2 protein-coding genes are annotated in these 15,657 nt (G+C 45.8%); one reads left to right on the top strand and one right to left on the bottom strand.

Going from position 1 to position 15,657, the window contains the following annotated elements; genetic code table 11:
• A partial coding sequence (locus tag AB4375_RS07675; protein WP_372051288.1) for a cadherin-like domain-containing protein occupies positions 1 to 14,555 on the top strand: 14,555 nt, incomplete at its 5' end.
• A gap of 75 nt (positions 14,556 to 14,630) precedes the next feature.
• On the opposite strand, the gene AB4375_RS07670 is transcribed toward AB4375_RS07675, so the two are convergent.
• Positions 14,631 to 15,395, bottom strand: coding sequence for a transporter substrate-binding domain-containing protein (locus AB4375_RS07670; RefSeq protein ID WP_017067326.1), 765 nt, complete (start codon positions 15,393 to 15,395; stop codon positions 14,631 to 14,633).
• Positions 15,396 to 15,657: the final 262 nt, after the last annotated feature.

The raw sequence follows: 15,657 nt of genomic DNA, 5'->3' as shown, positions 1-15,657 counted from the left end.
CGCTGACTTCAACCGTAACGTTGACGATTACGGATGGTGACAACCCTACGATCGACGTCATTCCAAGCGTTACCCTTTCTGAAACGGATCTGAGTGATGGCTCTGCTCCGAGTGGCAGCGCGGTGAGCTCTACTCAAACCATCATGTTTACCAATCAAAGTGATGATGTGGTTCGTTTCCGTATTGAGTCAACTGAGTTCAATACTAGCGACGATCTTAAATCGAACGGTTTAGCCGTTGAGTTACGTGAAGATCCGGCGGGGTCGGGTGACTACATTGGTTTTACTACCAGTGCGACGAATGTAGAAACACAGATTTTCACATTAAGCTTTAGCGCTGCGACTCTGGGGCAATATACTTTTACGCTGTTGGAGAATATCGACCACGAGGATGGTCGTGGCAATAACGACTTCACGTTCGAACTACCAGTTTACGCGGTTGATACCGACGGTGATGACTCGTTAATGTCACCGCTATCGGTAACGATTACTGATGATGTTCAAGTGATGGTGAGTGGTTCGCTTAGTATCGAAGAGCCTACTTTTGCCGACTTGTCTGCAGGTACGCCAGCGACATCCGTTTTCGATGTATTAACATCCGCAAGTGCCGATGGCGCGAGTGTGACTCAATTTACCTATGACGGCACCGCTTACTCTCTAGACCCGAATGATGCGACCGAGCAAGAGTTTACCTTCACCGAAGGCTCACTGTTTATTACGACTCAAGGGGAAGTGCGCTTTGAGCCGAACCGAGATTTAGACCACTCAGCAGGCGATATTGTTAAAAATATCGTTGTGACATCAAGCGATGGCGATGATGACGTTCTTACCTCGACAGTGACGCTTACGATTACGGACGGCGATGTCCCAACCATAGATGTCATTCCACCAATTTCACTATCTGAAACGAATCTAGCCGATGGCTCTGATCCGTCGAATTCTGCGGTCAGTGACACCAAAGTCATTCAGTTTACTCATGAAAGTGACGATATTGAGTCGTTCCGTATCGAGCCAACAGAGTTCAATACTCTAGGTACGTTAACGTCAAACAACTTGGCGGTTCAGCTAAAAGAAGATCCTAACAGTGCTGGTGATTACATCGGTTTTGTTAAAGACGCGTCGGATGTTGAAACCAACGTCTTTACCGTTACCTTCTCTGGTACAAATCTAGGTCAATACACATTTACGTTACTTGAAGCGCTTGACCACGAAGATGGTCTGGTGAATAACAGTTTGAGCTTTGACATGCCTGTTTATGCAGTAGACAGCGATGGCGATGATTCTTTGGTTTCTCAGTTAAATGTAACCATCGGTGATGATGTTCAAATCATGCAGGATGGTACGTTAGATATCACTGAGCCAAATCTTGCAGACGGCACAGTGACAACCAATACCATCGATGTGATGCCAGAACAAAGTGCCGATGGCACGACGATCACTCAATTTACGTATGATGGTCAAACTCGAACATTGGATCAAACTGACAATGGTGAGCAGCAATTTAGCTTCACAGAAGGTGAGTTGTTTATCACTCTTGAAGGTGAAGTGCGTTTTGAGCCAAATCGTAATTTAGACCACACAACGAGCGAAGACATCGTGAAGTCGATTGTGGTGACTTCAAGTGACTTCGATAACGATCCCGTGACAGCAACGGTTACGCTGACGATTACCGATGGTGATATCCCAACCATCGATGCCGTGCCAAGCGTTACTCTATCTGAAACTAACCTTAGCGATGGCTCTAGCCCGAGCGGTAGCGCAGTAAGTCAAACCGAGACGATTACTTTCACTAACCAAAGTGATGATGTGACGAGTTTCCGCATTGAACCAACTGAGTTTAATGTCGGTGGTGTACTGAAATCGAATGGGTTTGCGGTCGAGATAAAAGAAGATTCTGCTAATCCGGGCACTTACATAGGCTTTATTACCAACGGTTCGAGCGCTGAAGTCCCCGTGTTTACCATTAGCTTCTCTTCAACCACGTTAGGAGAATACACTTTCACTCTACTTGAAGCGCTAGACCATGTTGATGGCCTAGCGAACAATGATCTGAGCTTTGACCTGCCTGTTTATGCGGTAGACAGTGATGGTGATGATTCACTGGTATCGCAGCTTAATGTAACGATTGATGATGATGTTCAAATCATGCAAGGTGGTGCGCTCAATATTACCGAGCCGACCGTCGCTGATTTAGCGGCTGGTACATCGACCACGGCTACTTTTGATGTCATGCCAAACCAAAGTGCTGACGGCGCGACCATCACTCAGTTCACTTATGATGGCGTCGTAAACACCCTCGATCAAAATATTGCAGGCGAACAGCAGTTTATCTTCGCAGAAGGCAAACTGTACATTACCCTCGAAGGTGAAGTTCGCTTTGAGCCTAATCGAGATCTTGACCATACGGCCGGCGATATTGTTAAGTCGATAGTGGTGACCTCAAGCGATTTCGACAAAGACTCAGTCACGTCAACCGTTACGTTAACGATCACCGATGGTGATATTCCAACCATTGATGTTATTCCAACGGTTAGCTTATCTGAAACGAACCTGACGGATGGTTCAGCCCCAAGTGGCAGTGCGGTAAGTCAAACCGAAACCATCACCTTCACTAATCAAAGTGATGATGTGGTCCGCTTCCGCCTTGAACCAACAGAGTTCAATACCAATGATGCACTCACATCGAATGGTTTAGCTGTTGAATTACGTGAAGATCCGCAAGGGTCGGGCAACTACATCGGATTTACAACCAGCTCGTCGAATGCGGTAACCACAGTATTTACGTTGAGTTTTTCTGGGACAACCTTAGGTGAATACACCTTTACCTTAATCGAAGCCTTGGATCATCAAGATGCACGTGGCAACAACGACCTGAGTTTTGATCTGCCTGTGTATGCGGTGGATAGTGACGGCGACGATTCGTTAGTCTCTCAGCTTGGCGTGACTATTGGTGATGATGTGCAGTTGATGCAAGGCGGCACAATAACCAGTCGTGAGCCTGCTGGAGTCGTCGAAACATCGAATACTCTGGACGTGATGCCAAATCAGAGCGCAGATGGAGCAAAAATCACTTCATTTGTGTTTGATGGAAACAGTGCAGAAAGCCTTGATCTCAATGTGAATGGCGAGCAAGAGTTTGTGTTCACTGAAGGTTCTGTATTTATTACCACAGAAGGTGAGATACGATTCGAGCCTGTGCGAAATCAAGATCACACGAGTGGTGATATTACTAAGACGATTGTTGTTACATCTACTGACCTTGATGGTGATATCGTCTCATCTACCGTGACATTGAAGATTACCGATGGTGATCTTCCAACGATCGATTTGGTCCCTGGAATTACGCTCTCAGAAGTGGATCTCGCTGATGGTTCTTCGCCAACCGGCAATCCAGTGGCGATGACTCAAGTTATTACCTACTCAGAGGGTAGTGACGATGTTAGTTATTTCAGAATTGACCCTGCTCAGTTCAATACTTCGGGGGCTTTGAAGTCGAATGGATTAGAGGTTGAGATTAAAGAGCAGCCAGCGAATTCTGGTAATTACATTGGCTTCGTCAAGGACGGTTCTAACGTCGAAACCAACGTCTTCACGATCAGTTTCTCGACAACCAATCTAGGGCAATATACGTTCACACTGCTTGAAGCGTTAGACCATACAGATGGATTACAAAACAATACTCTAAGTTTCGATGTCCCTGTTTTAGCGGTTGATACCGATGGTGATGATTCTGCAATGTCGCCAATGACCGTGGTGATCACCGATGATGTACAAGGCGTTCAAGATGGGGCGTTAAGTATCACTGAGCCTTCACTTGCTGATATAGCAGCAGGTACGCCAACCACACCAACAATCGACGTTATGCCGACACAGAGTGCTGATGGCGCGAAAGTGAATCAGTTTATCTACGATGGTGGCACGGCTGTTACGTTAGACCCAACTGTGTCTACAGAACAAGTTTTTACCGTAACCGATGGCTTACTGTACATCACGATTGAAGGTGAGGTGCGCTTTGAACCAAGTAGAAATCTAGACCATTCATCTGGCGATATCGTGAGAACGATAGTCGTGACGACCAGTGATTTTGATAACGATACCGATACCGCGGATGTCACGTTGACGATCAAAGACGGAATTGATCCCGTTATTGACGTGGTTCCAGATGTTAACTTATCGGAAGTCAACCTAGCGGATGGCTCTACGCCAACTGGTTCTCCGGTAAGTTCGACTCATACAATCACTTACACCGAAGGAAGTGATGATTTTAGTCACTTTAGAATTGCGACCAACGAATTCAATCCTGGCGATCTGTTGAAATCAAGTGGTCTTGTTGTTCAACTAAAAGAAGATCCTTCTTCTGCTGGTGACTACATTGGTTATACCGATGATGGTATGGGTAACGTTACCGATGTATTTACCATTAGCTTTGATAGTGCAAACAAAGCTCAGTTTACACTTACCTTGATTGAGGCGCTTGATCACCTTGATGGCGTGCTCAACAACGACCTTACTTTCCGCTTACCTATCTATGCTGTTGATACCGATGATTCTGAGTCAACAAAGCGCGATGTGGTGGTTACGATAGAAGATGACATCCAGCAAATGCAAGATGGCTTCTTAACCATTACCGAGCCAAATTCTGGTACTCCAACAACAACTACCGTTGATGTGATGCCAATACCAAGTGCAGACGGCGCGAACATTACGCAGTTCACGTATGACGGTGGTTCTCCAATTACTCTGAATCAGAACATCAGTGGCGAACAAGAGTTTGTTTTCATTGAAGGTTCATTGTTTGTGACATTAGATGGTGATGTAAGGTTTGAGCCAAATCGAAACCTTGATCACTCTGCAGGGAACATTGTTAAGTCAATCGTGTTCACGTCTTCAGACTTTGATAACGATATCTTTTCGTCGACGGTTACGCTCACCATTGTTGATGGTGATGGACCAACAATCGACGTTGTGCCGGGTGTGGCATTGTCAGAAAGCTTACTTGCGGATGGTTCGACGCCTAGTGTAAATCCTGTGAGTATCACTCAAACCATTACTTCACTTGCAAGCAGTGATGATATTGCTGAAATAGTGGTGGAAGTAGGGCTATTCAATACTAACGGCGCGTTGAAGTCGGATGGTTTGTCACTGAGTTTACGTGAAGATCCTGCAAACTCTGGCGACTACATTGCCTTTACCACTGATGGAATGGGTGTGGAGAAAACCATATTCACTCTAGATTTTGATGACACGAACCCAAGCCAATATACGTTTACTTTGCTTGAACGTTTAGATCATGTTGATGGTTTAGGAAATAACGATCTGAGCTTTGATCTTTCTGTTTATGCAGAAGATACCGATGGTGATATTTCAGCGTCTAAACCGCTGACTGTCACCATCACCGATGATGTTCAGCTGATGCAATCAGGTGCGCTCAACATCACAGAGCCAAGTACGGGAACACCAACTACAACAGTCTTTGATGTGATGCCTGCACAAAGTGCAGATGGCGCCACAATCACTAAGTTTGTGTATGACAATCAAGCTGAAAAAGCATTGGTACAAACGAATACTGGCGAGCAAGAGTTTGTATTCACTGAAGGGTCTTTGTTTATCAATCTTGAAGGTGATGTGCGCTTTGAGCCTAATCGAAACCTGAATCATTCTGGTGGTGATATCGTTAAGACGATTACCGTGACATCAGAAGATAAAGACGGTGATATTGTTACTTCGACCGTGACATTGACGATTTCAGATGGTGCTCCACCGGTAATTGATACTGTACCAACGGTTGCATTGGAAGAAGCGAATCTCGTGGATGGTTCATCTCCGAGCTTACCTGTGAGCCAAACTGAAACCATTGCTTTCACAGCGGGAAGTGATGATGTGAGCTATTTCCGTATTGATACCACTCAGTTCAACACGTCTGGTGATTTGAAATCGGATGGCCTAGTGGTTCAGCTTAAAGAAGATCCAGCCAACAGCGGAACCTATATTGGTTTCGTTGAGAGTGGGGGTGTTCAAACGGATATCTTTACCATCACTTTTAATAGTGTAGTGCTAGGCGAATACACCTTCACTTTGTTGGAAGAGCTCGATCATCTGCCTGTGCAAGGCAACAACGATCAAGTATTCACTCTGCCAGTGATCGCGGTCGACCAAGACAATACCGACTCTGTGATGAAACCTTTGACCGTTACTATCACCGATGATGTGCCTGTCATTACCGATACGACAGCGACCAGCACATTTGTGGTTGATGAAGATGATCTCGGCTCTGCGATTTCTCAAGCAACAGGTGCATTTGTTACCACAGAAGGTGCAGACCAAGTAGAGGTTTACGAACTGCGTAATATCTCTGCGCTTGAAGCGACATTGACCTCTGGAACTGAAGCGATTTCTATTACAGAAGTCACAGGTGCCGCCAACACAACGACCTATCAAGGTACGACGACAAGTGGAACTCCTATCTTCACGCTCGCGCTAGCGAATGACGGCTCTTATACGTTTACGTTGCTAGGTCCTCTAAACCATCCAACAAGCCCGAATTCCAATACCTTAACGATTCCATTTGATGTCGTTGCGGTTGATGGTGACGGCGATGATTCTAACCAATATGTATTGCCAATCGAGGTGCTAGACGATGCGCCAGTAATGAGTGCGCCGACGGGTGAAACGGTTGTCGATGAAGACGATCTTACTGGTATTGGTTCCGAGCAATCTGAAGACACCATTATTAATGGCCTGTTCACTGTCGATGAAGGCGCGGATGGTGTTGTGAAGTATGAACTGGTTGATGAAGATTTGGTTCTGACTGGCTTAACCTCCAACGGAGAAAGTTTAGAGTGGCTTGCTGTTTCACAAAGCGGCACAACATTTACTTACGTTGCTCAAACTGCAACGAGTAATGAAGCTGTGTTTGAGATTATTTTCGATACCTCGGATAACAGCTATCAGTTTGAATTGTTTAAACCACTTAAGCACCCTGATGGCGCGAATGAAAACGCAATTGACCTTAACTTTTCTGTTGTTGCAGAAGATTTTGATCAAGACCAATCAAACGCGATCGAGTTGAAAATCACGGTGACTGATGATGTTCCATTGGTGACAACTCAATCGATCACACGAATTGAAGGCCAGGGCTATGGTAATTCCAAAGTTGACATGTTTGCTAATGCGACGGATGTCGGCGCGGATGGCGCGGTACTGAGTCGAATTGAGGGCATTACCAGTAATGGTGCAGATATTGTTTTCCGTACAGGAAACAGCGGGCCGTACAGCAGCAGTTTCGATTTAAATAGCGGTAGTCAACAAGTACGAGTGTACGAACAAACCGACGATGGTAGTGGTGGCGTGGACACCCGTGAGCTAGGGCGTTTGCGTATCAACTCAAATGGCGAGGTTGAATTTAGAGCTAACGGCTATCTCGATCATGACGGCCTAGACACCATCGATTTTTCGATTAATGTGATTGCGACGGATGGCGATTTAGATACCTCTGAAACACCGTTAGATATAACGATTACTGATAGGGACTCTACAAGAATCGCTCTGAAAGTGACGACCTTCGAGGATGCGGGTAGAGACTCAACCATACCTTATGCAACAGGCGATGAGCCGGCTCTTGAGAATATTCAAGATAACCAAAATGGTTTGCCTAATGCGCCAGCTCAAGTTGCGCTGCAAGTTAGTCTGTATGACCAAGATAACGCTGAATCTATTGGCCAGTTGACGATTAAAAGCCCGAACGGAGGTGATAGTCATCAAGGTACTTTTTATTACTTTGATGGTGCTGACTACATTGAATTAGTGCCTGAGTCAAATGGGAGCATTATATTTGGTCCTCCTCAACTCGAACAAAGCTTTGCTCCAAATCCGAATGAGCCAAGACAAACTATTGCGACGATAGACAACTTGTTCTTTGTTCCGGACCAACACGCTAGTTCGGATGAAACTGGTGGGCGCGTTCGTTATGAGCTAGAAATTGAGAAAAATGGCAATACGGATCACACCGTTAACTCAAACTTCAGAATCGAGATTGAAGCGGTAGCGGATATTGCAACGTGGGATGACGCCAACAGTACTTATCAGTATCAAGTGAATGAAGATGAAGACAATGTTACGTTGCAGCTGAATGCTGAATCGCAAGATAACAGCAATACTGAGACGATTACCTATGAACTTGAAGCGATTCAGGGTGATGGGAAGTTTGAGTTACTTGATCAAAATGGCAATGTGTTAACGCCTGTTAATGGTGTTTATATCATCGCATCTGCTGATATTAATAGCACAGTCGTTAACCCAATCGACAACTTCTCTGGACAAATTGAGTTCAAAGCGACGGCAATTACGGAAGAGACGCTTAACCCATACGATGATTCAGCGAACGGCGGGTTAGACAAAACGACCGCTCGCTCTGTTGAGCAAAACATTATCATTGATGTGACTGCCGATGCGGACCCTGGGTCGTTCAGTGTTAACCGGATTCGTATTAACGAAGACAACATTGATGATCCTGATTATCTAGGTCCTCTTGATAATAAGGACGCATTCACGTTAGACGAAGTTATCACCATGACGGGATCCGTTGATACTGATGGATCTGAAGAACTCTTCGTTCGTATTAACAATATTACTGAAGGCGCGGTGCTTAGTAGTACTGATAGCAATGTAACCATCAACACCGTGACTATCAATGGCATCGTTTACCAAGAGATTGCTTATGCTGACTTAGCGAAAATTGAAGTTACTCCGACTAAACACAGCAATGTTGATTTTACCTTTGACGTAACCGGTGTGGTTAAAGACACTGCGAACCTCTCTACTGGTGCACAAGTTGATGAAGAAATCCTAGAAACTAAAACGGTTAACGTTGAGGTTAAAGGGGTTGCAGATATTCCTTATGGCGGTACAAACGGTACGGCTTGGACAGCAATCACCGATGGCACAACACCTGGTGTTCAAACCACGATCCAAGAGAGCCAGAATGGAGACAGCTACGCCGAGCTTGATTTCACCGTGTTGTCGGGAGAGAGAAGACCTGATCCTGCAGCAGTAGATCAAACCCCATTACCTGACGATGGTTCAGAATCCATAACCGTTATCCTCTCGGGTATTCCTGATGGCGTTATTCTGGAAGACGGTGACGGTACCATTATTGACCTTAACTTTGTCGGTTACGAAACCGGTCCGGGTGGTAGCCCCGATCTTTCTAAACCTATCTACGAAGCGAACATCACTGACGCAGGTAAAACCTCAGGAATCCGCATCAGACCTGTCGATTCTTCAACTGAGAATATTCATATTCAGGGTAAAGTGATCGTGACTGAGAATGACGGTCATACGCTTACGTTTGACCAAGAAGTGCGCGTGCTTGTTATACCTAGAATCGACACATCAGCAACTTATGTCAATACGACTAACGGTGATGAAGATACGGCTATCAACATTGATTGGCACCCCGAAGGTGCAGACTATATTGATTCTGATGAGCATTTCACTTCGATTACGATTTCCGGTATTCCATCGGGTGTCACACCTACCGTAAATGGTGATGTTACTGTTGTAAATGATGGTGCAGGTACGTTAACTATTACTCCTAAAGACGCTAGTCAAACACCGGAGCAATTTACTCAAATTGCATTAGCGAATAACTTCATTCAAATGACGCCCCCGGCTGATTCTAGTGCAGATTTTACGTTGACCACCGAACTTAAAATGGAAGAGCGAGATCATGAGTATACGCCTAGCGGCTTAGAGGATGAAGATGGTGGTTATGTCGAAGCCGATCCAGATATAACCGGAATCATTAACGTTCAAGTGCGACCTGTGGTTGAGCCTGAAGATGCGAGCAACAAGCTTATCGTCGATGATGTGCTGGGTACTGGAGCACTAGCAACCGTAGTTGCTGATGCAAACACTGGCGTGCTTAAGTTCACTACCAATAGCGATAATACATCGGTTACGGATGAGTTCGTCATTCGATATCAAGAAACAGATGCTTCGTCCGTTATCGAAGAAGTGGATCAGTTAGTTATTCAATTAACAAATGTGGACGACTCGGCTCTATCAGATGCTGTACTCAATCAACTGCTCGTTATTGGCGCTGCTTATGAAGGCAATGGGCGCTGGGTTGTAACGAATGAAGACATATTTAGCATCAGTGCACCGAACGGCCTTGTTCTTCCTTCAGGAAACAGCGGGGCTGGAGGGTTCAATGACATCAAGATGGACATCTTTAGTACGGTGATAGACCGAGGTGATGGTGCTGAGGTTGAGTCATCTACGGCCGCTCGTAGGGACGGAGAAGTCACTCTGTCATTCCCTCAAGTGGTGGCTGGGAGTACTAAGGTTGCAGCCGATATTGATATAACACCAGACAGTGTTGTTGATGCGATTGAGGACACCCAGTTAGATCTAGGTACGGCATTGAATGGTTTAATTACTTTCTCGGGCGAAGATGACTCAACTGATCAAGTGACCATCATTATTGATGACAGTGTGACCATTAATCCAGGAGCGGTGAACGAAGTCACCTTCCCAATTAGTTTATCGGGAAGCAGCGACCTAGACTTTGTTAATGGCAAATATGTATTCCAGACTACCGTCGATCAAGGGGTCTCGACCGACCTCTCTGGACTACTGCTTAACTTACCAGCCGACTACTCCGGCGACTTTAGGTTGCCGTTGACGATAGTAACTAAAGACGTATTGTCGGGGGATGAGAAAACTCTAGTGACAGAAGTAGTCATTAAAGTTGCTCCTGATGTTGAAGGTAACCTAGATATTGACGTTACTGTCGTTGGTTCGCTTGACGATTCGTTTAACCCTGTCGATACCGACGGTCAAGCAGGGCAAGATCCAGTCGGCTACGAAGATACCTATATCCAACTTGATTTCAGCTCGACCATTGATGACCAAGTAAGCGGAGTTGAAGGTGGTGACGAAAAATTCACCTCTATCACACTGACGTTAAATGACACGAGTGTTGGGGCTTTCTATACCAGCGCAGGGGTATCGCTTGGCACATCGGTGACCTTTAATGAAGCTGAGATTAATGCAGGCGCGTTGGATAATGTACTATTCCGACCGGCGTTAAATTACCCAACAGATAATGACGTAAATCAGGTGCAAGTGAATGTCAGCGGGACGATTACCGATACTGCTACATACAATGATGCAGCTTCGCCAACTGGCAGCGCGACTGATACCGATACTTTCTCTACCAATGTCAGTTTTGAAGTCGTTCCTGTGGTGGATGACGTGTCTGTCACTGGCCCGGGTAGCGATCCTGATGTTATCGAGATTACGGGTACTGAGGACCAGCTGATTTCTTTGTCGGGCACAGGGCCTGTATCGATTGCACTGACTGACCTTGATGGCTCAGAACAGTTTGTGTCGATTAAGTTTACAGATGTACCTGATGGCTTCCAGATGCGTGCAGATGCTGGTTCGGCATACACGGTGAAGAATAATGGTGGTGGTGAGTGGAGTGTTCAACTACCTCAAGCATCAGGGTTATCGTTCGACTTGAGTGAGATTTCGATTTTACCGCCTAAGGACTTCAGTGGTACGGCTGAATTTGGTGTTGCCGTATTTACTCAAGAATCTTTGTTGGGTGTGCCTACTGCAGCATCAAATCTGCCAAGCTTTAAGCTGCATGTGGTACCTGTGGGTGATGATGTTGATACTAATCCAACAGATTCTGTGACAGGTAACGAAGGTCAAAACATTGATATCGAAATCAATGCGACGATTTTGGATAAAGAGCTATCTGCAACGGGCAACGGCACTTATACCGAGAATGCACCAGAGACACTTCGAGTAGAAGTTGCGGGCGTTCCTCAAGATGCCTCTATCTATTATCCAGACGGCACAACCTTGGCTAGTTATGATCCAGTTACGCAGCTTTGGACACTTGATGTTGCTGCGCAGTCACTTGATAAGATCGTATTCAATTCAGGTGAACACAATAGCGATACGGGTAATGTATTAGGCATTAATGGCCCGCTGCAGATTACCGTTCGCTCTGTGGATACTGACGCTGATAACACCGAATATTTGGGGACGCCAACCAGCTTCGATGTTGATCTGGTGATTGATCCTATTAACGATCAACCGATCTTTGTGAACGTAACGAATATTGAAACATCGGAAGACATTAGTGTTGCTATCGACAACTTTAGTATCTACGACGTTGATGCTAACTTTGATAATCCAGACGCTCCGTATGTTCTTACGTTGCAAGTCGATCAAACACTTCCGGGAGCGCAAGGTGTGTTTGAGTTTACGAGCTCACCTGACGTGACGTTTGTATTGCAACCTGGTGGCTCATTGGTGATTACCGGTAAAGAAGCCGACATCAATACCGCATTGACTAATGGAGCCGTGACTTTCAAACCAGACCCAGACCAGAACTATCTCAACCAGAGTGGTTTAGTCACGATCAATGCAACACTCGATGACGGCGGTAATAATGGCTTGATTGACGCGGGTGATCCGAATACGGCTCAAACTAATCAAACTACGTTCACCATTAAGGTGACGGAAGTGAACGATGCGCCTGTCGCGACAGATGTTGATTTAGGTTCGATTGCCGAGGAAGGCCAGCTTGTTATTGTTGAAGGGGATTTAATTGCAGCAAGCTCTGACCCAGAAAACCACAACTTAACAGTAACTGGTGTAACTCTGACTCAGGGACAAGGCCAACTAACCCGCTTTGAAAATGCAGGTGGCGCCGATGACGCGGCGATTACCGGACCATTCTGGCTATTTGTAGCGGACAACGACTTTAACGGTGACGTTAAATTCAATTACTCAATTACTGATGACGGTACAACTAATGGCGCGGATGACTTCCTAACCGACAGTGCTGAAATTAGTCTTGAAGTAACGGAAGTGAATGACGCTCCTGTAGCAACGGACATCGACTTAGGCAACATCCTTGAAGAAGGTCAGTTGATCATCAAAGAGGGCGATTTAATTGCTGCGACGAGCGATCCGGAAAACGACACGATTACCGTGACTAATCTGGCGCTCGATGAAGGCCAAGGTCAACTACAACGCTTCGAGAACGTAGGTGGTGCTGATGATGCTACGATCACTGGCCCATACTGGGTATTTACGGCAGCTGATGAATACAACGGCAACGTTAAGTTTACCTATACCGTAGAGGATGATGGTACAACCAACGGCGCTAATGACTTCCTAACGGATACAGCGGAGATCACCGCGATTGTCGATGGAGTGAACGATACACCGGTCGTTAATGGTGACAGTGTCACTACGGTTATTGACGAGGATGCTGGTCAACTGTTGAGTGGTATCAATGTCAGTGACCCTGATTATGTAGATACATTTTCTGATGATCTGATGACCGTCACGCTGACGGTGGATTACGGTACATTGAATGTATCACTTCCAGCAGTGACGACGGTTGTTGTTAACGGCAACAACACGGGTTCAGTCATCTTAGTGGGGACATTGAGTGACCTGAATGCGTTGATTGATACGCCAACCAGTCCAAATGGTGTTTTCCTTGATGCGAGCCTGTCTCCAACCAATAGCATTGGATTAGAAGTTGTTGCCAAAGACAGCGGCAACCCTTCAGGTATTGCGATAGAGACAGCACCTGTGGTTTACAACATCGCGGTGACGCCAGTGGCGAATGCACCAACCCTGTCTATCGATAGTGCGACTAACTACGTGAGAAACATTACTGCGAGTCAGTCTGTGAGTGCGAGTGGCATTCCTTTAGTTGGGATTATCGCAGCCTTAACGGACATTACAGAAGAGCTAACGCTGCATATCAGTGATGTACCTGCTGGCGCTCAAATCACCAGTGCTGCGGGTTCTGTGACGGATCTTGGCGGTGGTGTTTGGGTAGCAACGGCAGATGCAATTGAAAGCTTGCAAGCGGTTGGGCTTTCTCAAACTCCAGGTAACTACACACTGAAAGTCGAGGCGGTTTCTGAAGAGACTGACAACAACGATACAGCAACCTCTGCATCGATTGGCCTTAACTTGAACATTGTGTCTAACGCAGTTGATATTAACTTGGCTTCGGAAACCGATGATGTTCAGTTACTGGCTGGTGCTAATGCGACTGACTTAACGGGTGGTTCAGGGAATGATCGACTTGAAGGTGGCGCAGGTGACGATACGCTTGTTGGCGGTGACGGTAACGACACCCTGATTGGCGGCGGAGGCTCAGACATTCTGACTGGTGGTGATGGTATGGACTCGTTCGTATGGCTTAACATCGAAGATGGTGTTGAAGATACGATTACCGACTTTGATTTGTCGGAAGGGGACAGCATTGACTTGAGAGAAGTGTTGCCGGAGCTTAAAAATACATCTCCAGACATGACCGCGTTGCTACAACAAATAGACGCGAAAGTGGACGGGGATGATATTGAGCTTACGATCAACCCGGATGGCTTAGGTACTACGGAACAGGTGATTGTGGTTGAAGACCTTGCGCCACAGCTAACCTTAAGTAGCACCATGCCTTCGGACATTCTGGATGCATTGGTACAGCAGAATGTGATAACTCACGGTTAAAGCGAACCATTGAACCATAACGAAAGAGGCCAGCATTGCTGGCCTCTTTTTTGTTACGGTATAAATTGAAAAGAGTTACTTAAGGGAGTTGTGGATCAGGAACTCTTCTTCAACACCTTTCAATTTCATCTCATCCATAATGAAGTTCACCGTGTTCAACAAACGTTGTTCACCTTTAGGAATCAGATAGCCGAACTGACTGTTGGTGAATGGAGTTTCGCAGCGTGCCGCTTCAAGACGTTCATCAGTTACTTGATAGAATAGACCTTCAGGGGTTTCTGTTACCATCACATCAACTTTGCCTTCTGCTACTGCTTTCGGTACGTCGAGATTGTTCTCGTAGCGTGTGAAGCTTGCATTCTGCAAGTTCGCGTCGGCAAAGATCTCGTTAGTACCGCCAATGTTCACGCCCACACGAACAGAAGAGAGGTTCACTTTCTCAATGCTGTCGTACTGTTCTGCGGTGCCTTTTGCAACCAAGAAACACTTACCAAAGGTCATGTAGCCTTGAGTTTGTTCCGCGTTTAACTGACGCTGCATTTTACGTGTAATGCCGCCCATTGCGATGTCGTACTTATCGTCGTCTAGATCGGCCAGTAGATCTTTCCATGTGGTACGAACAATCTTCAATTCAACGCCTAATTGTTCCGCGATGTGCTGTGCAACGTCGATATCGTAGCCAGAGTAGCTTTTACCATCGAAGTAAGAGAAAGGCTTGTAGTCACCTGTGGTGCCCACACGCAGAGTACCTGATTTTTGAATGTCTTCTAGCTGGTCAGCGTGTGCGACACCAGAAAGTGCCAGAGCAATGGAAGCAAGTAATAGTGATGTTTTTTTCATTGTAATTGTCTGTTGTGTTTGTGTTGTCATTCAAAGTAACAGAAACAATCCGAGAAAGAGATCAAACCATTGGAAAGGTTGGAAAAGAAGATGAAACGAGGGCAGGAGATAGGTATTTCTACGCTTTATGCGCATTAATCGAGATGCGTTTCATATTCCGTTTTGATAAACCGAAGACAAACAAAAAGCCCATGTTATCGAATAACATGGGCTTCATTTTGGTTTAACTTGTTAGCTGCTTATTTAGCTGTTTAGCTGTTTA

Source organism: Vibrio sp. 10N.261.51.C6 (assembly GCF_041471785.1).
Lineage (GTDB): Bacteria > Pseudomonadota > Gammaproteobacteria > Enterobacterales > Vibrionaceae > Vibrio > Vibrio crassostreae_C.
The sequence above is the reverse complement of the archived record's forward strand: the minus strand, read 5'-3'. Positions and strand labels throughout refer to the sequence as shown.

Coding starts and splice junctions, on each gene's coding strand:
- AB4375_RS07670 (WP_017067326.1), bottom strand. CDS start 15,395: ATGAAAAAAACATCACTATTACTTGCTTCCATTGCTCTGGCACTTTCT.